Annotated in this window: 24 protein-coding genes and 1 pseudogene; 15 read left to right on the forward strand and 10 right to left on the reverse strand. The window is 60.9% G+C overall.

The genetic code is table 11. The annotated features are described in order from the left end of the window. Positions 1-4: 4 nt before the first annotated feature. From urtD to ureG, 15 genes and pseudogenes are all read left to right on the forward strand, one after another. Positions 5-766, forward strand: coding sequence for an urea ABC transporter ATP-binding protein UrtD (urtD, locus tag AGR1_RS01230; RefSeq protein ID WP_149145961.1), 762 nt, complete (start codon positions 5-7; stop codon positions 764-766). A 211-nt stretch (positions 767-977) separates the two neighbouring features. After that, positions 978-1,673 carry an urea ABC transporter ATP-binding subunit UrtE gene (gene urtE / locus AGR1_RS01240; RefSeq protein ID WP_149145962.1) on the forward strand — a complete coding sequence of 232 codons (696 nt, stop codon included), beginning with the start codon at positions 978-980 and terminating at the stop codon, positions 1,671-1,673. Positions 1,674-1,928: 255 nt separating this feature from the next. Then, positions 1,929-3,182, forward strand: coding sequence for a polyhydroxybutyrate depolymerase (locus tag AGR1_RS01245; protein WP_080789899.1), 1,254 nt, complete (start codon positions 1,929-1,931; stop codon positions 3,180-3,182). Continuing rightward, entirely contained in the window at positions 3,089-3,940 is an 852-nt protein-coding gene (locus AGR1_RS01250) for an urease accessory protein UreD (RefSeq protein WP_187772012.1), read from the forward strand. Before AGR1_RS01245 ends, AGR1_RS01250 begins: the two co-directional genes overlap by 94 nt. A gap of 106 nt (positions 3,941-4,046) precedes the next feature. After that, on the forward strand, positions 4,047-4,349 hold the full coding sequence (locus tag AGR1_RS01255) for an urease subunit gamma (RefSeq protein ID WP_003520609.1): 303 nt from the start codon (positions 4,047-4,049) through the stop codon (positions 4,347-4,349). Positions 4,350-4,402: 53 nt separating this feature from the next. Continuing rightward, complete coding sequence (locus AGR1_RS01260) at positions 4,403-4,708, forward strand: urease subunit beta (RefSeq protein WP_080789900.1); 306 nt, start codon at positions 4,403-4,405, stop codon at positions 4,706-4,708. A gap of 1 nt (position 4,709) precedes the next feature. Continuing rightward, positions 4,710-5,066 carry a GFA family protein gene (locus AGR1_RS01265; protein ID WP_080789901.1) on the forward strand — a complete coding sequence of 119 codons (357 nt, stop codon included), beginning with the start codon at positions 4,710-4,712 and terminating at the stop codon, positions 5,064-5,066. A gap of 3 nt (positions 5,067-5,069) precedes the next feature. Next, positions 5,070-5,492 (forward strand): lysozyme inhibitor LprI family protein, encoded by a 423-nt coding sequence (locus tag AGR1_RS01270; protein ID WP_162927302.1) that lies wholly within the window; start codon positions 5,070-5,072, stop codon positions 5,490-5,492. A 15-nt stretch (positions 5,493-5,507) separates the two neighbouring features. Further along, positions 5,508-6,281 carry a hypothetical protein gene (locus tag AGR1_RS01275; protein ID WP_149145963.1) on the forward strand — a complete coding sequence of 258 codons (774 nt, stop codon included), beginning with the start codon at positions 5,508-5,510 and terminating at the stop codon, positions 6,279-6,281. Positions 6,282-6,325: 44 nt separating this feature from the next. Beyond that, entirely contained in the window at positions 6,326-8,035 is a 1,710-nt protein-coding gene (ureC, locus tag AGR1_RS01280) for an urease subunit alpha (RefSeq protein WP_006315008.1), read from the forward strand. A 45-nt stretch (positions 8,036-8,080) separates the two neighbouring features. Then, positions 8,081-8,735: pseudogene (locus AGR1_RS01285) on the forward strand (TIGR02117 family protein). Between the two features lie 143 nt (positions 8,736-8,878). Beyond that, entirely contained in the window at positions 8,879-9,415 is a 537-nt protein-coding gene (locus tag AGR1_RS01290) for a peroxiredoxin (RefSeq protein ID WP_080789905.1), read from the forward strand. Positions 9,416-9,564: 149 nt separating this feature from the next. Continuing rightward, complete coding sequence (ureE, locus tag AGR1_RS01295; protein WP_187772013.1) at positions 9,565-10,050, forward strand: urease accessory protein UreE; 486 nt, start codon at positions 9,565-9,567, stop codon at positions 10,048-10,050. A 3-nt stretch (positions 10,051-10,053) separates the two neighbouring features. Continuing rightward, positions 10,054-10,725 (forward strand): urease accessory protein UreF, encoded by a 672-nt coding sequence (locus AGR1_RS01300; RefSeq protein ID WP_187772014.1) that lies wholly within the window; start codon positions 10,054-10,056, stop codon positions 10,723-10,725. Positions 10,726-10,858: 133 nt separating this feature from the next. Next, the gene (ureG, locus tag AGR1_RS01305) at positions 10,859-11,470 is read left to right on the forward strand and encodes an urease accessory protein UreG (protein ID WP_006315013.1); all 612 of its coding nucleotides are present in this window, start codon (positions 10,859-10,861) and stop codon (positions 11,468-11,470) included. A 52-nt stretch (positions 11,471-11,522) separates the two neighbouring features. Here the strand turns inward: ureG and AGR1_RS01310 are convergent, their stop codons facing one another. The 10 genes from AGR1_RS01310 to AGR1_RS01360 all read right to left on the reverse strand — a co-directional run bounded on the left by AGR1_RS01310 (position 11,523) and on the right by AGR1_RS01360 (position 23,926). After that, positions 11,523-12,212: a Crp/Fnr family transcriptional regulator gene (locus AGR1_RS01310; RefSeq protein ID WP_149145965.1), complete on the reverse strand. Its 690-nt coding sequence runs from the start codon at positions 12,210-12,212 to the stop codon at positions 11,523-11,525. A gap of 480 nt (positions 12,213-12,692) precedes the next feature. Beyond that, positions 12,693-16,013, reverse strand: a complete 3,321-nt coding sequence (locus tag AGR1_RS01320; protein WP_149145966.1) for an efflux RND transporter permease subunit — start codon at positions 16,011-16,013, stop codon at positions 12,693-12,695. Positions 16,014-16,026: 13 nt separating this feature from the next. Continuing rightward, positions 16,027-17,220: an efflux RND transporter periplasmic adaptor subunit gene (locus tag AGR1_RS01325; protein WP_149145967.1), complete on the reverse strand. Its 1,194-nt coding sequence runs from the start codon at positions 17,218-17,220 to the stop codon at positions 16,027-16,029. Positions 17,221-17,720: 500 nt separating this feature from the next. After that, entirely contained in the window at positions 17,721-18,713 is a 993-nt protein-coding gene (locus AGR1_RS01330) for an ABC transporter substrate-binding protein (protein WP_149145968.1), read from the reverse strand. A gap of 21 nt (positions 18,714-18,734) precedes the next feature. Then, the gene (locus AGR1_RS01335) at positions 18,735-19,607 is read right to left on the reverse strand and encodes an ABC transporter permease (protein WP_149145969.1); all 873 of its coding nucleotides are present in this window, start codon (positions 19,605-19,607) and stop codon (positions 18,735-18,737) included. Beyond that, complete coding sequence (locus tag AGR1_RS01340) at positions 19,604-20,479, reverse strand: ABC transporter permease (RefSeq protein ID WP_149145970.1); 876 nt, start codon at positions 20,477-20,479, stop codon at positions 19,604-19,606. Before AGR1_RS01340 ends, AGR1_RS01335 begins: the two co-directional genes overlap by 4 nt. A gap of 327 nt (positions 20,480-20,806) precedes the next feature. After that, a complete protein-coding gene (locus tag AGR1_RS01345) occupies positions 20,807-21,601 on the reverse strand; it encodes an ABC transporter ATP-binding protein (RefSeq protein ID WP_149145971.1) in 795 nt (264 codons plus the stop codon). Beyond that, positions 21,598-22,041: an NUDIX domain-containing protein gene (locus AGR1_RS01350; protein ID WP_187772015.1), complete on the reverse strand. Its 444-nt coding sequence runs from the start codon at positions 22,039-22,041 to the stop codon at positions 21,598-21,600. The genes AGR1_RS01345 and AGR1_RS01350 overlap by 4 nt, the downstream gene beginning before the upstream one ends. Beyond that, positions 22,038-23,495, reverse strand: coding sequence for a dihydropyrimidinase (gene hydA / locus AGR1_RS01355; protein ID WP_149145973.1), 1,458 nt, complete (start codon positions 23,493-23,495; stop codon positions 22,038-22,040). The genes AGR1_RS01350 and hydA overlap by 4 nt, the downstream gene beginning before the upstream one ends. Further along, a complete protein-coding gene (locus AGR1_RS01360) occupies positions 23,492-23,926 on the reverse strand; it encodes an endonuclease domain-containing protein (RefSeq protein ID WP_149145974.1) in 435 nt (144 codons plus the stop codon). Before AGR1_RS01360 ends, hydA begins: the two co-directional genes overlap by 4 nt. Positions 23,927-24,002: the final 76 nt, after the last annotated feature.

Below are 24,002 nucleotides of genomic sequence, written 5' to 3' on the forward strand. Positions count from 1 at the left end.
GCCCATGAATACGATTGCCGAAAACAGAACGAAAAGCCTGCTTTACCTCGACGGTGTTTCCGTTTCCTTCGATGGGTTCAGGGCGCTGAACTCTCTCTCCTTCGTGGTGGAGCCGGGCGAGCTTCGCGCCATCATCGGCCCGAACGGAGCTGGCAAGACGACGATGATGGACATCATCACCGGCAAGACGCGGCCGGACACGGGCACGGTGCTGTTCGAAGACAGCATCGACCTCACCAAAAAGGACGAGGCGGACATCGCCCAGCTCGGCATAGGCCGAAAGTTCCAGAAACCGACCGTGTTCGAAAGCCATACCGTCTGGGACAATCTGGAACTGGCGCTGAACCGCAAGCGCGGCGTGTTCGCCACGCTGTTCTACCGGCTGACGGATGAGGACAAGGCGCGCATCGAGGAAATCCTCGCCACCGTGCGCCTTTCCCACCGCTGCGGCGATCTCGCCGCCAATCTCTCCCATGGGCAGAAACAGTGGCTGGAGATCGGCATGCTGCTCGCGCAGGAGCCGAAGCTGCTGTTGGTGGACGAGCCGGTGGCGGGCATGACGGACGCGGAAACCGCCGAAACCGCCGTGCTCCTGAAGGAAATCGCCAAGACCCGTTCGGTCGTGGTGGTGGAGCACGACATGGGCTTTATCCGCGAGTTGGGGGTGAAGGTGACGTGTCTTGCCGAAGGCTCGGTGCTGGCCGAAGGGTCGATCGATTTTGTGTCGAGCGATCCGAAGGTGATTGAGAATTATTTGGGGCGGTGATGGTGGTGTTTGCGCTCGTGATACCCCCCTCTGCCCTGCCGGGCATCTCCCCCTCAAGGGGGGAAATCAGATGCCGCACCCACTCGTTCCAACTCCAAGCTGTTGTGGAGCAGGGTGTTCGCCGCTTGCCGATCTCCCCCCTTGAGGGGGAGATGCCCGGCAGGGCAGAGGGGGGGGCCGCCGCCCACGAAACCATCATTGGAGCTTCACCATGCTGAACGTCGAAAACATCAACCTCCACTACGGCGCAGCCCAGGCGCTCCGCGGCGTTTCGCTGAATGCTGAAATGGGCAAGATCACCTGCGTTCTCGGCCGCAACGGCGTCGGCAAAAGTTCGCTTTTGCGCGCGGTCACAGGCCAGCATGCCATCAGTGGCGGTTCGATCAGCTTTGAAGGGGCGACGCTGGATGGGCTGGCGCCTTACCACCGGGCCAAGCGCGGCGTCGGTTACGTGCCGCAGGGGCGGGAAATCTTTCCGCTGCTCAGCGTTCAGGAAAACCTGGAGAGCGGTTATGCGCCGCTGCCGCGCAGGGAACGGTTCATTCCGGACGATATTTTCAGCCTGTTTCCCGTGCTGCAATCCATGCTGGGAAGGCGCGGCGGCGATCTTTCCGGCGGCCAGCAGCAGCAGCTCGCCATTGGCCGGGCGCTGGTGACGCGGCCGAAGATCCTCGTTCTCGACGAGCCGACCGAGGGCATTCAGCCGTCGATCATCAAGGATATCGGCAGGGCGATTAAATATCTGCGCGATTCCACCGGCATGGCGATCCTGCTGGTCGAGCAATATCTGGATTTCTGCCGCGAGCTCGCCGATTACGTCTACATCATGGATCGCGGCGAGATCGTGCATCAGGGCCTGGCCGAGACGCTGGATACGCCGGAAGCGCGGCGTCACCTGACAGTATAAATCGAGACTAAAACCTTTGCGCGCCGATCACGATGTGCAAACGGCCGATTAATATTTTGAAAGTCTATGCGTGCCTGCATGGCTTTTATGCGCAATCTTAGCATTTCGTTGAATAAAAGCCTGTGATATTGGCAGCGCAAATGCTGCATGCGGGACACAGGAAAAGTCTATTCGCACGCCGCGACAGTTGATCCCTTACATTCCACGCACGTCCGACGTATCGTCGGGAAAACCGTGCCCAATAAAGGCGTGTCAATGCATCAAGATTTTGCCATTGGCCGGGCCGCCCGGCTGTTCCGCTCCGCACGCACCCTCTTTCTGGGTCTGGCGATGTGCGCGAGCGCCGGTGTCGCAGCGTCGGCATCGACCTGCGGTCAATTGCCCGGACCCGGCATGGAACCGGGCAGGCATGATTTTTCCATTCTCTCTAACGGCCAGAAACGCGACGGCGTCTATTTTGTTCCATCCGCTTATGATGGAAAAAAGCCGCTGCCCGTGGTGTTCGATTTTCATGGCTCCAACAGCAATCCGCACGGCCAGTTGAACCGCAGCGGCTGGGACAAGCTTGCCGAGCGTGACGGTGTGGTGGTGGTGGCGCTGGCGGGTAGCCTCAATGGCGAATTGCCCGGCACCCATGCCTGGAATGTTCCCGGCGTCACCAAGCGCCCGGGCGGGCTGGACGAGGTCGGTTTCATCCGCGATGCCATCACCATGGTGAAGGGCAGGTTCTGCGTGGATGAGGAGCGTTTTTACGGCTCCGGTTATTCCGGCGGCGGGCGCATGCTGTCGCAATTCATCTGCAATGGCGGCGCGGATTTCACCGCTGCCGGTTTTGTGGCCTCGCTGCGTGCGGGTTATCCGCTGGAGACCGAAGGCAAATGGGGACCGGATGCGGCAAGCTGCCAGCCTGTGCGGCCGATGTCGATCATCGCCTTTGCCGGGTTGAAGGATCCCGCCAACCCCTATCAGGGCGGCGGCAAGTCCTATTGGCAATATGGCGGCGAGACGGCGCTGAAGCGCTGGGCCGAAATGGACGGCTGCAAAGGCGCCGCAAAAAGCAAGGTGGGCGAGAGCTTCACCGTCAATTCCTATGATGTCTGTAAGGCTGGCGCACGCATCCAGTCCTATGTCATCAACGATTGGGACCACGCCTGGCCGCGCGCCACCATGAAGGCGGAAGTGCTGGCCGCGGCCGCCGTCGTCACCCGCAAGCCGGGCGGCGAACAGACGCCGAAGGCGGAACCGGCCGTGGAGCGCAAGATGCCCACAGGCGAAGTGATGCGCACGGTTGATGCGGCCGAAAGAATGTGGGATTTCTTCCGCAATACGGAAGGGCAGCTGGTGGTGGACGCCGTCGTCAAGAAGGATTGCGGCGCAAAAGCCTCGTCCGCTTCCGCAACCGTTTCGGAGACCGCGTGCAGCATCAACAGCAAGCCATCGGCCCTTCCGGTCGTAAAGACGCTCAACCTGTCCGGCAGCAGCGCGCCCGTGGCAGAGGGCGCATTGTAACCAAAGCGGTTGAGGGGCGCAGCCGGCTGGAGGAGCTGTTCCAGGAAGGCTGCGCCAAAATCCGCCTGCCGGACACTTTTTCCAATGAGGCCGAGGCCATCCTCATCAATTCCTCCGGCGGCCTGACCGGCGGGGACGAACTCGAATGGCAGGCGGTCGCCGGTGCCGGCACTTCGCTCGTGGTCACCACGCAGGCCTGCGAAAAGGTCTACAAGGCGTCATCGGGCACCGCCACCGTGACCGCGCGTGTTTCCGCCGGGTCGGGGGCGAGGCTGCACTGGCTGCCGCAGGAAACCATTCTCTTCGACCGGGCCTCGCTGACCCGCCGGCTGGAAGCCGATCTCGACAAATCCTCCGAATTCATCGCCGTCGAAGCCGTGTTGCTCGGTCGGCAGGCCATGGGCGAGGCGATGACGAATGGCCTTTTCCGTGACCGCTGGCGCATTCGCCACGGGGGCAAGCTTGTGCATGCCGAAGAGCTTCTGCTTTCGGGCGAGGTGGCGGCGCTGACGGCGAAACCGGCGGTTCTCGCCGGCCAGGTGGCGTTTGCCACGCTGCTTTATATCGGGCCTCTCTCCGAGGCGCTTCTGCCTAAAATCCGGGCGATTGCCGGGGAAAGCGGCGGCGCCAGCGAATGGCAGGGCAAGCTTGTGGTGCGCGTATCCGCCGCAGACGGTTTCTCGCTCAGAAAATTGCTTTTTCCGATCATTTCGCTCTTGCGAAACGGCGCGCCAGTGCCGAAAGTCTGGAATCTGTAAACCCTTCGGATCGCTTCGTAACAGGCGTCCCTCGGGGTCTGTCAACACGTCGGATCTGCTTGCCGCAACCATGCCTGCGGAACAGATTCCAAGCTGCGGGACCACGATGAACCTTAGCCCAAGAGAAAAAGACAAGCTGCTGATTTCCATGGCCGCCATGGTGGCGCGCCGCCGGCTGGAACGCGGCGTGAAGCTGAACTATCCCGAAGCGATTGCGCTGATTACCGATTTCGTGGTCGAGGGCGCCCGCGACGGTCGCGCCGTGGCCGAGCTGATGGAGGCGGGCGCGCATGTCATTTCCCGCGATCAGGTGATGGATGGTATCGCCGAGATGATCCATGATGTGCAGGTGGAAGCGACCTTTCCCGATGGCACCAAGCTGGTGACCGTTCACGAACCGATCAGGTGAGGGGCAAAGGCTGCATGGCGGCCAACGTTGCCTGAGACAAAAGGAGAAATTCCATGAAACCAGGCGAAATCATTGCCGCAGAAGGTACCATCGAACTCAATGCCGGCCAGCCGACCGTGACGATCGAGGTGGCCAATTCGGGCGACCGGCCTGTGCAGGTGGGCAGTCATTACCATTTTTTCGAGACCAATGCGGGTCTCCTGTTCGACCGCGACAAGGCGCGCGGCATGCGCCTCGATATTCCAGCCGGCACGGCGGTGCGTTTCGAGCCCGGCCAGAAGCGGGAAGTGACGCTGGTGCCGCTTTGCGGCAAGCGCGAGGTTTATGGTTTCCGTCAACAGGTCATGGGGAGGTTATGAAATGGCGACGGCGCATTATCATGGAAGCTGCCAGTGCGGTGATGTGAGCTTCGAGGTCGATGCCGATCTTGATCACACCGTCGTCTGCAATTGCTCGCGCTGCAAGCGTCTCGGTTCCACGCTCGCTTTTGCGCCGCGTGAGAAATTCACGCTGCTTTCCGGCGAGGACAAGCTCAGCGAATATCTCTTCAACAAACACAAGATCCATCATCTTTTCTGCTCCACCTGCGGCATCGAGAGCTTTGCTTATGCCGATGGGCCGGATGGAACGCCGATGGTGGCTGTAAACGCCAATTGTCTCGATGGGGTCGACCCCCGGGCGCTGAAGCCGCAGGCTTTCGATGGCGCGGCGGCCTGAGCGATGGAGATGAGCCGGAAAAACGTTCTTATGGCGGCCGTGCTTCTCTGCGCGACCGTCGGCCTGTCCCTGCCGGCCGCCGCGCAAAGCGAGCCGGATTGCAAGGCCCCGCAGACGCAGGCGGATATGACCATCTGTGCCGGCAAGGATTACGAAAAAGCCGACAAGAAACTCAACGCTGAATATCAGAAGCTGCGCAAGCTCGTGACCGAGCGCGACAGAACGGCGGATGCCGACGGCAAGGGTGCGGCCGATGCTCTGGTGACTGCCCAGCGCGCCTGGGTGGCGTTTCGTGACGCCAATTGCGCGCTTTCAGGCTTTCAGGCGCGCGGCGGTTCGATGGAGCCGATGCTGATTTCGTCTTGCCTTGCCGACATGAGCCGTAAGCGGGCGGAAGAACTAAAAGCGCTAACTGACCAATTTTGAGTACAGTCCGAGCCCATGACCAACGAACATATTTTATATATTCCGCGCCGCGCCAAGATCGTCATAACGGTGCTCGCGATATTTTTTTTCCTGCTTTCGATAGCGGTCGTTTTAGTTCTTTTGAATGAAAAAGCCGATGCGGGGGTGGTGACCACCGGGTTGACGCTTGCGCAGACGTGCGCCGCCGGACTGGGCGTCATCGCGATTGTTTTTTATACGCGATTTAACGTAAACGTGTCCTTTTTGAAAAAAAGAACCGAAGATTTTCTTATCCGGGAAATCCCTGACGCCTTGCGCATCGTTGACTACAAGGACAATCTCTTTACGGAGCTCACTCGATCCTATCGGCCGAATCCACTTGTGACCAAGACGCGGATAATGGCGAGTTACGACCACGGCAATCATTATTGCCAGTACCGCGTGCTTGCTTACGGCGTGGAGCAGAAAATATATGTTCAGGTGAATGTAAAGCGCTTCGTCGTATCGTATTTTCTGGATGCCGGCCCGGCCAGTATACAGCATAGATTGACGTACGTCGTGGGAGCGGCAGAAGCGGCAGGCTATAGTTACAAATATGAAGATGTTCATGATACCGCTCATGGAAGCGTCTCGGCTCAGCTCCGATTGTTTAAAACTCTGCCGGATGATTTTCTGGTGAATGCCAGCGAACGCCTTTTTCTTGCCAACGACTTTGCCAGCATGACGCGCGCGCTCATCAGAGCTTTGCGGGGGTGCGTGGTCGATTTACCAATAAAAAACGATGTCACTGAAACGCATGAAGTTGCCTGAGCCGCTTCTGCGCCCGTTGCCGTGTTTCCAAGGAGCCTGAGCCCATGCCTTACAAGATTTCCCGCGCCGCTTATGCCGGCATGTTCGGCCCGACTGTCGGCGACAAGGTGCGTCTGGCCGATACCGAACTCTTCATCGAGATCGAGAAGGACCACACCACCTATGGCGAGGAAGTGAAATTCGGTGGCGGCAAGGTCATTCGCGACGGCATGGGCCAAAGCCAGGCGACGCGGGCCGAAGGCGCGGTCGATACCGTCATCACCAATGCCGTCATCGTTGACCATAGCGGCATCTACAAGGCGGATGTGGGCCTGAAGAACGGCCGCATTCATGCCATCGGCAAGGCCGGTAACCCCGACACGCAACCTGGTGTGACCATCATCGTCGGCCCTTCGACGGAGGCGATTGCCGGCGAAGGCAAGATCCTGACGGCCGGCGGCATGGATGCGCATATCCACTACATCTGCCCGCAGCAGATCGAGGAAGCGCTGATGAGTGGTGTGACCTGCATGCTGGGCGGCGGTTCCGGCCCGGCGCACGGCACGCTCGCCACCACCTGCACCGGCGCATGGCATATCGAGCGGATGATCGAGAGCTTCGATGCTTTTCCCATGAACCTCGCGCTGGCCGGCAAGGGCAATGCCTCGCTGCCTGCGCCGCTGGAAGAGATGATCCTCGCCGGCGCATCGTCCCTGAAGCTGCATGAAGACTGGGGCACGACGCCCGCCGCCATCGACAATTGCCTGACAGTCGCCGACGAATACGACGTGCAGGTGATGATCCACACCGATACGCTGAACGAAAGCGGTTTCGTGGAAGACACGGTCGCCGCGATCAGAGGCCGAACCATCCATGCTTTCCACACCGAAGGCGCAGGCGGCGGGCACGCGCCTGACATCATCAAGGTCTGCGGCAACCCGAACGTCATTCCGTCCTCAACCAATCCGACGCGGCCCTACACCGTCAATACGCTGGCGGAACATCTCGACATGCTGATGGTGTGCCACCACCTGTCGCCGTCCATTCCCGAGGATATCGCCTTCGCCGAAAGCCGCATCCGCAAGGAAACCATCGCGGCGGAGGATATTCTCCACGATATCGGTGCTTTTTCGATCATCTCTTCCGACAGCCAAGCCATGGGCCGCGTCGGCGAGGTGGCGATCCGCACCTGGCAGACCGCCGACAAGATGAAGCGCCAGCGCGGCCGCCTGAAGGAAGAGACCGGCGAGAACGACAATTTCCGTGTTCGTCGTTACATCGCCAAATATACCATCAACCCGGCCATCGCCCAGGGTGTAAGCCACGAGATCGGCTCCGTCGAAGTCGGCAAGCGCGCCGATCTGGTGTTGTGGAACCCGGCGTTTTTCGGCGTGAAGCCGGAAATGGTCTTGCTCGGCGGTTCCATCGCCGCGGCACCGATGGGCGATCCGAACGCCTCCATTCCCACACCGCAGCCGATGCATTACCGGCCGATGTTTGCGGCTTACGGCAAGCTGCGCACCAATTCCTCGGTTACCTTCGTCTCGCAGGCGTCGCTCGACGGTGGCCTTGCCCAGCGCCTTGGCGTCGCCAAGAAGCTTTTGGCGGTTAAGAACGTGCGCGGCGGTATCTCGAAAGCGTCGATGATCCACAATTCGCTGACGCCGCATATCGAGGTCGATCCGGAGACCTACGAGGTGCGGGCGGATGGCGAGCTTCTGACCTGTGAACCGGCAACGGTGCTGCCGATGGCGCAGCGATACTTCCTGTTCTAACGGCAGCCGGTCTTGAGACGTCTCGCACGGTGGATCGGCGGCGGCATGCTGCTGATCCTTCTCCTGCTTCTGCTGGGTACGGTCGTGCCGCGCCCGTTTTTTTGCCCGGTATGGGGGCGATGGAGAAAAGAGCAGGGAAATCCTGCTCTTATCCAACCCGATCCATACCGATATCGCCCTTTTGGTTGACGACGATCTGCGGCGGGACTTTTCCGAGTTCCTGGAGGGCGGCATTGCCGTCAACCATCCGGCGGCCGCCTATCTGGTGTTCGGCTGGGGCGGCCGGTCGTTTTATACCGAGACGCCCACCTGGGCCGATCTGAAACCCATGCCGGTCCTGCGTTCGCTGACGCTCGACCGGTCGGTGATGCATGTGGATGTGACGGGGGATTTTTCCGTCGATCTTGCCGGGGTAGAGCGCCTTCGCATTTCCGAAGCGGGCTATCAGCGCCTCGTGGCCGTCATTCGCGCAAGCTTCCTGCGGGACGATGACGGGGGCGGAATCGGGGACAGGGTGCGGCCGATACCTGGCGTTTCTTATGGTCTGACGGATGCGTTTTTCGAGGCGCACGGCCGGTTCAACGCCCTTGCCGGCTGCAACACATGGTCGGCGGCGATGCTTCGGGAAGCCGGCGTTCGCACCGGCTGGTGGACACCGTTGCCGCCATTTTTGCGCTGGTCGGTGGCGCTGCATAATTGATCGTCGCAAGTCGCGGTTTTCCTCCGGCAAAGCCTATTTTTATGCTGCACCGCAGCGCATCTTGCGCTATGGAAACGGCAAAAGAATTCCGCGCGGATCGATCCCAGGCGATCCTCGCAAAACGCCAGAACAGGAGACAAGACATGCTCGGCAAAAAAGTGCCCGCCGTAACCTTCCGCACGCGCGTTCGCGATGAGGCCGTTGGTGGCCCCAACCCGTTCCGTTGGCAGGACATGACCTCCGACGATTATTTCAAGGGCAAGAAGGTCGTTCTGTTTTCGCTGCCCGGCGCCTTCACGCCGACCTGCTCGACCTACCAGCTTCCCGATTTCGAAAAGCTGGCGGGCGAGTTCCGCGCGCTTGGCGTCGACGAAATCTATTGCCTGTCGGTCAATGACGCCTTCGTCATGAACGCCTGGGCAAAGGGCCAGAACCTCGAAAACGTCAAGGTCATTCCGGACGGTTCGGGTGAGTTCACCCGCAAGATGGGCATGCTGGTCGCCAAGGACAATCTCGGTTTCGGCATGCGCTCCTGGCGTTACGCCGCCGTTGTCAACGATGGCGTCGTCGAGCAGTGGTTCGAGGAAGAGGGTTATTCGGATAATTGCGAATCCGACCCCTATGGCGTTTCCGCGCCGCAGAACATTCTGGAAAACCTGAAGGCGCGCGCTGCGGCCTGATCCCGGTTTTACGATTTTGTGAAGGCCCGGCGGCATTGCCGGGCTTTTTTCGCTTCGGCTGTGCGCATGCCCGGAATCGCGCCTTGAAATCACCCCGCCTATCCGGCAAAAATCAGGCTCCCGAGACTGTTTCTGAAACGGATCATTTCATGCTGCGCGTCACCTCCTATCATCCGGCCGGAACCCCTGCCGACGAAGCTTCCGGCTATGTCACTCTGGCGCATGATCAGCGGCATCTGCGCCGCAAGCTGCTGCATCTGCAAAATGACGAAATGGTGATGCTGGACCTGAAGGAAGCCGTGCTGTTTGCCCATGGCGATCTTCTGGTGGTGGAAAACGGCGACCTGATCGAGGTCCGTGCGGCGGATGAAAAGCTGTTCGAAATCAAAGCGAAGGATCGTCTTCACCTGATCGAGCTTGCCTGGCATCTGGGTAACCGGCATCTTTCGGCGCAGATCGAGGAAGAGCGAATCCTCATCCTGCGCGACCACGTCATTCGCGCCATGCTGGAAGGTCTGGGCGCTACCGTGCGGGAGGTCGAAGAACCGTTCCAGCCGGCACGCGGCGCTTACCACGCCCATGGCGGCCATTCCCATGGTCATGACCACGGGCATCACCGTCACGATCACGGTTGAGCCGTGAGTGAAGACCGCGGCGTCGCCGCGCTGCTGCGGTTGATGGCCTGGATGTCGCCGGCTTTTCCCGTCGGTGGTTTTTCCTATTCCGGCGGGCTTGAAAAGGCGGTGGAGGATCGGCGCGTCGGCGATGCGGCGGCCCTGCGCGACTGGCTCGAAACGCTGCTGCGCCACGGCAGCCTGTGGAACGATGCGGTTTTTCTGGCGCATGCCTGGCGCAGCGCCGGGGATGCGGCCATCTTGAGCGAAACGGCCGATCTGGCGCGGGCGCTGGCCGGTTCGGCGGAGCGATACCGCGAGACGGTGCTTCTGGGCGATGCTTTCGTTGCCGCCGCTGGCGCATGGCCGCATGCGGTTCTGGAGCTGTTGCCGAAAGACGTTCCCTATCCCATCGCCGTCGGGGCGGTTGCTTCCGGCCATGCGGTGCCGCTCAGGGAAACGATTGCCGCCTTTTTGCATGCCGGCGCTTCGCAGATCGTTTCAGCGGGCATCCGTCTCGGGGTCGCGGGACAGAAGGATGGCGTCGCCATTCTGGCCGCAAGCGAGGCGGGGATTGTCGAGGTGGCGGCACGGGCCGTCCAATCCACGCTCGATGACCTCGGCAGCGCCACGATCATCGCCGATACGGCGGCGATGCGTCATGAAACACAGGGCACGCGGCTTTTCCGGTCCTGAAGAGCGAGCGGGGGCCACGAGTTTCTCTTTCCCGGCGGGAAAAGAAAGGCGCGGCACGATCCTTGCATATCTTGAAGCGTCCCGTTCAGGGACTATGGTGGAAATACCAAAGCATATTGAAGGGAACAGAGTGATGAAATCGGGTAACGGGCCTCTGCGCGTCGGCATTGGCGGGCCGGTGGGTTCCGGCAAGACGGCGCTGACGGAGAAACTCTGCAAGGCGATGAGCGGGGATTATTCCGTCGCCGTCGTCACCAATGATATCTATACCAAGGAAGACGCCGAGGCGCTGGTGCGCATGCAGGCGCTGCCGTCCGAGCGTATCGTCGGGGTGGAGACGGGCGGTTGCCCGCATACCGCCATTCGTGAGGACGCCACGATCAATCTGCAAGCGATTGCCGGGCTCAATGCGCGGTTTCCCGATCTCGATGTGGTCTTCATCGAATCCGGCGGCGACAATCTCGCCGCGACCTTTTCGCCCGATCTCGCCGATATCACCATCTATGTCATTTCCGTCTGCCAGGGCGAGGAAATTCCGCGCAAGGGCGGGCCGGGCATCACCCGCTCGGACCTGCTGGTCATCAACAAGAAGGACCTTGCGCCCTATGTCGGCGCCGATCTGACCGTCATGGACAGCGATGCGACCCGCATGCGCAACGCCATGCCCTTCGTCTTTACCGACATGAAGCGCGGCGACGGCGTGGATCGCATCGTTGGTTTCCTGAAAGAGCAGGGCGGTTTGTAAGAGAAAGGCGGAACGCCCTGAGGCATCCCGCCCTCCATCCTCTCCCCGTATGTCAGATTTGCTTTAATGCGGCCACGTCGTTGACCTGCACGATGCGGCCGCGCACGGTGACGCCGGCCTTTTTCAGGGTGGAAAAGGCGCGTGACAGCGCTTCCGGCGCGAGGCCGAGCTTGCCGGCGAGCAGGCTTTTCTGGAATGGCAGCCGCAGTGAAAAGGATGTCGCGTCACGCGGGCCCTGATTGATGAGGTAATTGGCGACACGTTGCGGCGCCGTCTGCAGCCGGTCGTTGGCGATGCATTCCATGGTGGCCAGCAGGCTGTTGGACAGGCAGCGCATGACGGCCCTGGCGATTGCCGGCTCCTGGTCGATCAGGCTGCGGATTCTCGTGAGTTCAAACCGCGCCACGGTGCAGGCTTCGGCTGCCTGCGCGTTGTAACGATAGGTATCGCTGCCGAAGATCAGGCACTCATTGAAAGTATCGCCGGGGCCGCTGACGCGCACATCCGCTTCGCGTCCGTGCCGGTCCAGCCGGTAAAGCCTGATATAACCCGACAGCACGCAGTAAAAATGCTGCGCCGCTTCACCTTCCTTGAAGAGGACGTGGCGGGCGCTCACATTGGTGATGGTCGCCGCCTCCATCAGCTTCAGCGCCGCTGCGTCATCCGCTATCCCAATCAAGGGTGCACGCAGCAGAATGTTCCTGTCCCTGTTGCTCAGCTTTACGGTCTTGTTCACGTCCATCCGGCTCCCGCTTAAACCTTTTGCCGGGCTGTCCGAAGCGATACGAAACCGGGGAAGTTCCTTCTCCCTCATGCCTATCTGCAAAGAACCCATAGCATTAACCCTCAACCGGCAATTCCCGATGCGAGGGAGACTAGCAGTTCATCTGGAAAGCGAATTGATTTCGATCAAATGGGATTTGAGTTGTCATTTGGGACAGCGGGAATGCGGCGAGACCATTCTTGCTCGAGAATGTGAGGAGGAATATGGAGCAGCCGAGTGCCACATATTTCTTCTCCCCGCCGGGGAGAAGTCCGCGGCAGCGGGATGAGGGGGCAAGGGTAGCGATGTCCGGAGAGCTTGCCCCCTCATCCGACCCTTCGGGCCACCTTCTCCCCCGGCGGGGAGAAGAAACCAGCGGCGACGCTTTGCGCCTAAACGTCCGCCTAAAAAGAAACGCCGGGCAGATGGCCCGGCGTCTCAATCGTTACGCTGCAAACTTCACTCCGCAGCAAGCGGCGGCAGTCGTAATATATTGCTGCCCTTGTCTCCGGCCTTGTCGCCGGTGCCCTTTTCCATGCCGGCGACACGCGCCTCCAGGGAGGAAAGCGCCAGGCTGTTTTCGCGGGCGATCTCCGAGAGTTTCTCGTTGGAGAGGGCCTCTTCCTCCTCTTCTTTCTTGCCGACGAAGCGGCCGAAGAGGTGGGCGAGCAGGCGCGACAGGTCGTCCATGATGAGGAAGAAGGCCGGCACCACGATTAGCGACAGTACGGTCGAGACGATGATGCCGCCGATCACCGCGATCGCCATCGGCGCGCGGAACGAGCCGCCTTCGCCGACGCCGAGCGCGGAGGGCAACATGCCCGCCGACATGGCGATGGAGGTCATGATGATCGGGCGGGCGCGCTTGCGGCCGGCCTCCACCATGGCATGCACCCGTTCCATGCCGTGCCGGCGCATTTCGATGGCGAAATCCACCAGCAGAATGGCGTTTTTCGTCACGATGCCCATCAGCATCAGGATGCCGATGAGAACCGGCATCGAGAGCGCGTTCTGCGTGATGATGAGCGCGACGGCCACGCCGCCAATGGCAAGGGGCAGCGAGAACAGGATGGTGAAGGGCTGGATGACATCCTTGAACAGCAGGATGAGCACGACCAGCACCAGCATCAGGCCAAGCAGCATGGCGTTGACGAAGCCCTGCTGCATTTCGCCCTGCACCTTGGCGTCGCCGCTTTCGGCAAGGCGAACGCTCGCCGGCAGTTCGGTTTCCGACACGATGCGCTTGAATTCGGCCGTCGACGTATCGAGCGCCGTGCCGAAGGGAACGTCCGAGCCGATGGAGACCACCCGGTTGCGGTCGTTGCGCTTGATCGAGCTTGGACCTTCCGAGTAATCGATATCGGCAACGCTATAGAGCGGCACCAGCGATCCGGAGGCGGTCTTGATCTTCAGCGCGCGGATGGTGGCGAGGTCGCGGCGGGTATCGAGCGAGGCCTGCACGCGGATCGGAATCTGCCGGTCATCCAGTGAAATCTTCGTCAGCTGCGCATCGGTATCGCCGATGGTGGCGACACGCACGGTCTGCGAAATCTGCTGCGGGGTGATGCCGAGGCGGGCGATTTCATCCTTGCGCGGGCGAATCTGCAATTCCGGCCGGGGCAGGGCGCCTTCCGAGCTGACATTGGCAAGGATCGGCGAGGCCCGCAGGCGGCTCTCGAGAATGCCGACGGCGTCGTTCAGGTCCTTCTCGTTTGAGGAGAGGAAGTTGAAGGAGAGCTCGCGTTCCGCGCGGTCGTTAAGCTTGATGATGCGCACATCGGGAATGCCGCGCACCTGCGCGAAAATATCCTGCTCCACATCCCATTGCGGACGCGTGCGGCCCTTCTCCTCCACCTTCGGCAGATATTGACCGATGAGCGGAATGGAGCCGAGGCCCTTGTTGACAAGGGTTTTCAGCAGCGAATGGTCGATATGCTGCAGGATGACGTTGACCGTGGCGCGGCGCAGTTCCAGGTCTCCCTTGGGCGAAGCGCCGCCGAGGATGAAGACGCTTTCCACGCCATTGATGTCGCGGATGGCGTGATAAATCTGCGTTGTCGTGCGGTCGGTTTCGTCGAGCGTCGCATTGGGCGGCAGTTCCACCGAAAGCGTCACGCGCGAGGCGTCGTCCGGCGGCAGGAAGCTCCCCGGAACGCCGGCGAGCAGAATGACGGAAGCGACGAGGAAGCCGATGGCGCCGAGCAGCGTCAGATATCGCGCCCACCACTTGCGGGTGGTGGCGGTGACCATACGCGTATAGGCCTTCATCAGCCGGCTGTCATTGTCGTGGTGATCGTCCATCGCATCTTCGGCGCGCATCAGATAGGCCGCCATCAACGGTGTGATGAGGCGGGCGACGGCGAGCGAGAAGAACACCGAGAAGGCGACGGTGAGGCCGAACTGGATGAAGTACTGGCCCGGAATACCAGGCATGAACGAGACGGGCACGAAAACGGCGATGATGGTGAAGCTGGTGGCGATGACGGCGAGGCCGATTTCATCCGCCGCTTCCAGCGCTGCCCGATAGGGCGTCTTGCCCATCTTGATATGGCGGGCGATGTTCTCGATTTCCACGATGGCGTCATCCACGAGAATACCCGTGGCGAGGGTCAAGGCCAGGAAGCTGACGAGGTTGAGCGAGAAGCCCATGATATCCATGATCCAGAAGGTCGGGATCGCGGAAAGCGGCAGCGCCACGGCGGCAATCAGCGTTGCACGCCAGTTGCGCAGGAAGAGCAGGACGACGATAACGGCGAGGATAGCGCCTTCGATCAGCGTATGCAGCGCCGCCTCGTAATTGCCATAGGTGAAATAGACGGCGTCATCGACCATTTCGATCGAGACGTCGGGATGATCCTTGCGCACCTGATCGAGGCTTGCCGCCACGGTTTCGGCGACCGAGACCTCGCTCGCGCCCTTGGAGCGGAACACCGCGAAGGTGACGGCGGGATTGCCGTTGAAGCGCGAGAAGGATTTCTGCTCCTCATAGGTGTCGGTGACCGTGCCGAGTTCGGAAAGCTTGACGAAACGACCGTTGGACAGCGCTATCGTGGTATTGGCAAGCTGGCTCACATCGCGCGTATCGCCGAGCGTGCGGATGGTCTGTTCGTTGCCGCCCACCTGGCCTCGGCCCGAGCCGAGATCGACGTTCGTGCCGCGCAGCTGGCTGTTCACCTCGGTTGCGGTAATGCCATAGGCATCGAGCTTTTCGGGGTTCAGCGAAACGCGCACTTCGCGGTCAGCGCCGCCATAACGGTCCACCTTGCCGATGCCCGACTGGCCCTGGAGCGAACGCTTGATCGTGTCATCCACAAACCAGGACAGTTCTTCCAGCGTCATGTTGGGCGAGGAGACGGCGAAGGTCTGGATCGCCTGACCCTCGACGTCGATCTTGCTGACAATCGGCTCCTCGATATCGGCGGGAAGATCGCTGCGGATCTTGTCGATGGCGTCCTTCGTATCCTGAACCGCCTCTTCCGTCGGCTTTTCGATGCGGAAGACGACCGTGGTGGTGGACTGGCCATCGACCACGGTGGACTGGATTTCGTCGACGCCGCTGATGGCGGCGACGGCATCCTCTATTTCCTTCGTCACCTGCATTTCCAGCTCGGACGGCGAAGCGCCGCTCTGGGTGACCGTGACGGCCACGACGGGAACGTCGATGTTCGGAAAACGGGTGATGGGCAGGGTGTTGAACGCCTGCATGCCGAGGATCATCAAAAGCGCGAAGCCGAGCAGCGGCGCAATCGGGTTACGGATTGACCATGCGGAAAAGTTCATCTCATTCCCTCAGTCAGTTGGACGCAGCCGTCTGGGCTTCCACCGGTCTGATCCGGTCCCCATCACGCACGAATGCCCCAGCTTTCTCGACAACCTTGTCTCCAGCGGCGAGACCGCTGACAATCTCGATAAAACCGCCGTCTTCGATGCCGGTCTCGATCTTCACCTGTTTGACGACGTCGCCTTCCACCTTGCGGGTGGTCGAACCTTCACGCCCGGAGGTGACGGCCGACAGCGGCAAGGCGAGCGCATTCGTCTCCTCGACGATAATCGCCGCGCTGGCATACATGCCGGATCGCGCCGGGCTACCTTCGGGCAACACCACATGCACGGAACCGAGGCGCGTGGTGGGATCGACGGTGGGCGACACGAGGCGCACCTTGCCCTCTATTTTCTCAGCTCCGCCGGCAACCGTCAAATAGGCTTTCTGACCGGGTTTCACCTTAAGGATATCCGTCTCGGACAGATCGGCGACAAGTTCGATCGCGCCATCCTTGATGACGGTGAACAGCGGATCACCGGCACCGCTGGCAATCGCGCCGACCTTGGCATTCTTGGCCGAAACAATACCGGCGACCGGGGTTTTCACGCCGGTGCGCGTCAATTTCAGGTCGATATCGGCAATCTGCGCATCCACAACCTTGATATCGGCTTCGCCGGCGAAAACGGCCTGGCGGGCGGCGTTCAGCTTGGCGGCGGCGACTTCCGCCTGCGCCTGCGTCTGCTCCACCTGTGACACGGAGCCGGAACCGCTCTGGCCGAGCTTTGCGGCGCGGTCACGCTGGCGGTTCGCGTCGTTGGCGCTCGCCTCCGCTTCCAGAACCTGTGCCTTGGCCTGCGCAACAGCGGCCTGTGCCTTGGCCTTATTGGCCTCAAGCTGGCTTTTCTGGAGGATCAGACTGTCCGATGAAAGGACCGCGAGAACCGCATTCGCTTCCACCCGGTCGCCGATATCGGCGTTCAGCGTGTCGATCGACAGACCGTCGACCAGCGGCTGGACGTAAATCTCGTCCACGGGGCGGATCGTGCCGGTAGCGATGATGCGGTCCACGAGATCGCGTTTTGCCGCATGCGCGACGATGATCGAGGGCAGGTTCTGCTGTTTGGCCGGCGCCTGCGTCTCTCCCTCGGCGGTGGCGGAGAGGGGAAGCGCCGCTGCCGAAAGAAGAAGGAATACAAAGCGGTTAAACGTGACTTTATGCTGCATGTGTCTTGGCTCGCGCAATATCCGATCGCATGTCCTGCAGCCTAGGGCGTGTCTTAAAAGGTCATGCGATAGCGAATGTGAAACAAGGGATCACAATACTTCCTTTTCGATCCTCCCGATTCAAACGCCCCTCAACGCGAATCTTAAGCACCTTTGCCCTGTGCTTATTTTACAAGATCAAAGTTGGCAGTCTTGTAGGCGGGACTGTAATTCCTGTTGCCGTGCAAATCAATCCGCATAGCCGCGATGGTTGATATACATTTTTGTATGGGTCTGGATATTGTAATTCTTCAAATGGGTTACCACGACGTTGGGCGGTCTGGAATTTTGAGAACGCCCAATACGCCGTCATCCTCGGGCTTGACCCGAGGATCCAAGCACATCACCACAATCAAAACGTCGGTAGATCCTCGGGTCAAGCCCGGGGATGACGGAGGAGAGGTTGCCGTTCACCAAGATCGCGCGGTCATCGCCGCGCGATCTTATCTTCCCGCCCCAGACTATTTCAGCGCCGCATCGGTGATTTCAGTGGTGTAGGCGCCTGTCGGTTCCTTGGTAATGACCGGATCGGAGCCGCCGCCGAGCAGGGTTTTTACCGTTCGCTCGTAGTCCGCCTTGTCAAGCGCACCCTTTGAGCCGGCGGTGAGTTTGGCAACCTCGCCCATCATGCGTTTCTGGTGCTTTTCCGTCTGCGCGCCGGAGGCGTCGTTTTCGAGAACGATATCGGCGGCGTCGTCAGGGTTTTCTTCGGCCCATTTCCAGCCTTTCATGGAGGCGCGGACGAATTTGACCATGTCCTCCTTGAACTTGGCGTCATTCAGCTTGTCTTCGAGAACGTAAAGCCCGTCTTCCAGCGTCGCCACGCCTTCGTCTTCATATTTGAAGGTGACGAGTTCTTCCGGCTTGATGCCGGCGTCAATCACCTGCCAATATTCATTATATGTCATGATGGAAATGCAGGCGGCCTGTTTCTGCAAAAGCGGATCGACGTTGAAGCCCTGTTTCAGCACGGTAACGCCATCCGCGCCGCCGGTGGTCGGGATTTTCAGATGCGCCATCCACGACAGGAACGGATATTCATTGCCGAAGAACCAGACGCCCAGCGTCTTGCCCTTGAAGTCCTCGGGCTTGGTGATGCCGGTTTCTTTCAGGCAGGTCAGCATCATTCCTGACGATTTGAACGGCTGCGCGATGTTGACGAGCGGAACGCCCTTTTCACGGGTGGCGAGTGCTGACGGCATCCAGTCGACGATGACATCCGCACCGCCGCCGGCCAGCACTTGCGCCGGTGCGATATCCGGGCCGCCCGGCTTGATATCGACATCGAGACCTTCGGCTTCATAAAAGCCCTTGTCCTTGGCGACATAATAACCGGCGAACTGCGCCTGGGTGACCCATTTCAGCTGCAGGGTGATCTTGTCGGCGGCCTGGGCGCTAAATGCGGTCAGAAGTGACGCGCCGGCAAGAAGCATGGATGCAAGTTTCATTTTCATCGCTGTTCCCTTTTTCGTTATTTACGTTCGTCCCCCACGGACGGACGGATGCCAGAAGGTGACGGCCCGCTCGGCGAGCGCCACAAGACCGTAAAAGCCCGAGCCGGCGAGCGCGGCGACCGCGATTTCGGCCCAGACCATATCGACATTGCTGCGGCCCATTTCCGCCGAGATGCGGAACCCCATGCCGACGATAGGCGTGCCGAAGAATTCCGCGACGATGGCGCCGATCAAGGCGAGCGTGGAATTGATCTTCAGTGCGTTGAAGATGAAGGGCCAAGCGGCGGGCAGGCGCAGCTTTATCAGCGTCTGCCACCAGCCGGCGGCATAGGTGCGCATCAGGTCGCGCTCCATGTGGCTGGCGGCGGCAAGCCCCTGCACCGTGTTCACCAGCATCGGGAAGAACGTCATGATGACGACGACGGCGACTTTCGACTGCCAGTCGAAACCGAACCACATGACCATGATGGGTGCCACGCCGACGACCGGCAGGGCGGAGACGAAATTGCCGATGGGTAAAAGTCCGCGTTGCAGGAAAGGCGAGCGGTCGATGAGGATGGCGACGAGAAAGCCGAGGCCGCAGCCGAGCACATAACCCGTCAGCACGGATTTGAGGAAGGTCTGGCGGAAATCCGCCCAGAGGATCGGTAGCGAGCTGAGAAGACGGGCGAGAATGGCGCTTGGGGCCGGCAGCAGGATGGGCGGCACGGAAAAGCCGCGCACAACTCCTTCCCAGAGCACGATAATGGCAAGGCCAAAGAGGATTGGTACGGCAAGGCGGCTTATGTGTTTCGCTGTCGGAGAAATAAAGGCATGGCGCACCAGCCATTCGTTAAAGGCCCAGGCGGCAAGCCAGAACAGGATCGCGCCGATAAACCAGCCGGGATTTGTCATGGCCGTGCTCCCATTCTCTTGAGGACGGCAGCGTGGGCGATGCCGATGATGGACACCAGAAGCGCCGCCACCCCGGCTGCCATGAACAGCGCCGCCCATATCTGCACCGTCTGGCCATAATAGGAGCCAGAGAGCAGGCGCGCGCCGAGGCCGGCCACCGCGCCCGTCGGCAGTTCCCCGACGATGGCACCGACCAGCGCAATCGCAATGGCGATCTTCAGCGATGTGAAAAGATAAGGCAGTGCGGAGGGCCAGCGCAGCTTCCAGAAGATCTGGGCCGGTGAGGCATTATAGGTGTGCATCAGGTCAAGCTGCAGCGTTTCGGGGCTTCTCAGGCCCTTCACCATGCCGACGACGATGGGGAAGAAGGATAGATAAGTCGAGATCAGCGCCTTCGGCAGCAGCCCGGAAATGCCGATGGAGTTCAGCACCACGATGATCATCGGCGCGATGGCGAGAATGGGGATCGTCTGGCTGGCAATGATCCACGGCATGACGGAGCGATCCATGGCGCGGTTATGGATGATTGCGACCGCGAGCAGGATGCCCAGCACCGCGCCGATGGCAAAACCGAGCAGGGTGGCCGAAAGCGTGACGCCGGCGTGGTAGACGAGGCTGCGCTTGGAGGTGATGGCCTTGTTGACGGTCGTGTCCCAAAGTTCGGCGGCGATCTGATGCGGGGCGGGGAGGACCGGGCGCTCCTGTGCGAAGGTTTGCGGCAGGAGCTCGAGGAAGCCCGGTGTCTGCCCGGCGCGCGTGGCCTGGTCGCGGGCGAAGGGCATGTTGAGGTAGATGACGGCGAGGTGCCATAGGATGAGGATGGCGAGGAGGACGGTGAGGATGGGGAGGATGCGGTGGCGGAGGAGGGTCATTGCAGCGCCCTCGGTGGGTGGGGGTTACGTTTGCTCCGAGGGTGCGGCTTACCCCCCTCTGCCCTGCCGGGCATCTCCCCCTCAAGGGGGGAGATCGACTCGCGGTTGGGTCTCGCCCATCTCAAAGCTTGGGAATGGAATGGAGGTAGGGCCGCCTGCCTTCTTCTCCCCGAGGGGGAGAAGGTCGCGGCAGCGGGATGAGGGGGCGAGGGTAGCGGTAGGCCACAACCTTGCCCCCTCATCCGACCCTTCGGGCCACCTTCTCCCCGGCGGGGAGAAGAAACGTGGGGCAACCTCCCGCCAAATGAGCCAATGCCGGCGCTGACCTCACCCCTCATAGCCATGCCCCGTCTTCAACCCCTCACGCACCCGATGGGCAATGGCCAGAAACTCCGGCGTCTCCCTGATCTCCAGCGGCCTTTCCCGCGGCAACGTGGATGTAATCACATCAGTCACTCTCCCCGGCCGCGGCGACATGACGACGATTTTCGTCGAGAGATAAACCGCCTCCGGTATGGAGTGGGTGACGAAACAGATGGTCTTGCCGGTCGTATCCCAGAGTTTCAGCAGCTGTTCGTTGAGATGATCGCGGACGATCTCGTCCAGCGCGCCGAAGGGTTCGTCCATCAAAAGCAGGTCGGCATCAAAGGCGAGTGCGCGGGCGATGGAGGCGCGCTGCTGCATACCGCCGGAAAGCTGCCAGGGGTATTTCTTGCCGAAACCGTTGAGGTTGACGAGGTCCATCGTGCGGTCGATGCGCTCGCGCTGTTCGGCCTTGCTGTAACCCATGATTTCAAGCGGCAGGGCGATGTTCTTTTCGATGCTGCGCCAGGGATAAAGGGCGGCTGCCTGGAAAACATACCCGTATGACCGGTCCTTGCGGGCATTTTCCGGGGTCGTGCCGTTGACGGTGATGTCGCCTGACGTGTGTTTTTCCAGATCGGCGATGACCCGCAGAAAGGTGGTCTTGCCGCAGCCGGAAGGGCCGATGAAGGAGACGAAGTCGCCCTTTTTCACGTCGAGATCGACATTGGACAGCGCGTGGACCGGGCCATCCCCCGTTTCGAAAGTGAGGCCCAGTTTTCTGGCGGAAACGACGGAATAGGAAGAGGCCTGGTTCATCGGGGCTTGGTTTCACTTTCCGTAAGTGCGGCGCGCGCCAGCGGCAGCATCTGGGTTTCCGTCAGTCTGGCGATGGTGACGCCGGGGGTGCGGTCGAGATCGAGCCAGCGGACTTCCTCGATTTCCGCCTGCGGTGTGACCTCGGTATGAAGCCGGGCGGTGAAGGCATGGGCGACGACATCGGCGCCCGGTTCATTGGCCGCCTCCTCGCGAAAGACGCCCTCATAACGCGCGGCGTTTTCGGGCAGCCTCAGGCCGATTTCCTCGGCCAGTTCGCGGTGAAGCGCCTGCTCCGGCGTTTCACCCGGATCGATCTTGCCGCCCGGCTGCATGAACTGCGTGGTGCCGCGCTTGCGCACCACAAGCATCTGCCGCTTCTCGTTGAGCAGGATGGCGGCGGCGATGAGGATTTCGCGTTTTGGCGCATCGCTCATGGTCATACGCCCGATGCCGGAATGCCGCTGCGTTCCACCTTGCGCGGCGACACGAGTTCCTTCCAGGTGGAAAGCGCCCGGCTGACGGCGGGGTAGGGGTCGCGGGCGACGAACTGGCCGTGGCCGGCCTGGGTCTCGATGGTCCCTTCCTCGACGCTGACAAGACCGCGCGAGAGGGTATAGCGCGGCAGGCCCTTCACTCTCTGCCCTTCGAAGACGTTGTAATCGATGGCCGATTGCTGGCTCGCCGCACTGATGGTCTTTGTGAGCGCCGGGTCCCAGACGACGATATCGGCATCGCTGCCGACGAGGATCGCGCCTTTTCTCGGATAGATATTGAGGATCTTGGCGATGTTGGCGGAGGTGACGGCGACGAATTCGTTCATCGTCAGTCGGCCGGTCGCCACGCCATGGGTCCACAGCAACGGCATGCGGTCTTCAAGCCCACCGGTGCCGTTCGGTATCTTGCGAAAATCGCCGAGGCCGAAGCGTTTCTGCTCGGTCGTGAAGGCGCAATGGTCGGTCGCCACGCATTGCAGCGAGCCGGAGGCGAGACCGGCCCAGAGGCTGTCCTGATGCTGGCGGTTGCGGAAGGGCGGCGACATCACCCGGCGGGCGGCGTGATCCCAGTCGGGATTGGCATATTCGCTTTCATCGAGGATCAGGTGCTGGATCAGCGGTTCGCCATAGACCCGCATGCCGTTTTGCCGGGCGCGGCGGATGGCTTCATGGGCCTGCTCACAGGAGGTGTGGACGACATAGAGCGGAGCGCCGGCCATATCGGCGATGATGATGGCGCGGTTGGTGGCCTCGCCTTCCACGGAAGGCGGTCGGGAATAGGCATGCGCCTCCGGCCCGACATTGCCTTCCGCCATCAGCTTTTCCTGCATCTGCGCGACGATATCGCCGTTTTCCGCATGCACGAAGGGAATGGCGCCCAGTTCGGCGCAGCGCGAGAAGGAGGCGAACATCTCGTCGTCATTCACCATCAGCGCGCCTTTATAGGCCATGAAGTGCTTGAAGGAGTTGATGCCCTTTTCCTGAACCACCGTCTTCATCTCATCGAAGACCTGCTCGCCCCACCAGGTGACGGCCATGTGGAAGGAATAATCGCAATTGGCGCGTGTCGCCTTGTTGTCCCAGCGTTGCAGGGCATCGAGAAGCGATTGCCCCGGCTCCGGCAGGCAGAAATCCACCACCATGGTCGTGCCGCCAGCCAGCGCCGCCCGCGTGCCGCTCTCGAAATCATCGGCGGAATAGGTGCCCATGAAGGGCATTTCCAGATGCACGTGCGGATCGATGCCGCCGGGCATGACGTAACATCCGGTGGCATCCAGCACGGTGCCGCCGGTGAGGTCAGGTCCGATCTCGGTGATCCTGCCGTCTTCTATCTTCACATCGGCCTTGTAGGTGAGGTCGGCGGTGACGATGGCGCCGTTCTTGATGATGGTGGCGGTCATTGGACTGTGCTCCCGGTGGCAAGGGCAGGCGAATAACGGTCGGGATGATCGGGCGCGAAAGTCTCGGCGTTCAGGACGGCGAGGATGGTGTTCAGCGTAGAGGAGAGTTCTTCGGAAATCTCTTGGTTCCAGAACCGGAGCACCGCATAACCCTGCCCGTTTAGCCAAAGCGTCCGTTGCCGGTCGTGTGGGGAAGAGGCGTGCTGCGATCCGTCGAGTTCGACGACCAGCATTTTTTCCCGGCAGACGAAATCGGCGATGTAAGCGCCCAGAGGGACTTGCCGGCTGAATTTGAAACCGTTCAGTCTACGGCCCTTGAGTTCATACCACAGGCGATATTCGGCGTCGGTCTCATCGCGGCGGAGTTTTCTCGCCTGCGCGGTTTTGCCGGGACGGCGTTTCGATGGTTTTTTACCGGTGTGATCGATCATGACCCTTGCCCCCTCATCCGGCCCTTCGGGCCACCTTCTCCCCGGCGGGGAGAAGAAATGAGAGGCACCGTCGCAG

Source organism: Agrobacterium sp. B1(2019) (genome assembly GCF_008274755.1).
Lineage (GTDB): Bacteria > Pseudomonadota > Alphaproteobacteria > Rhizobiales > Rhizobiaceae > Agrobacterium > Agrobacterium salinitolerans.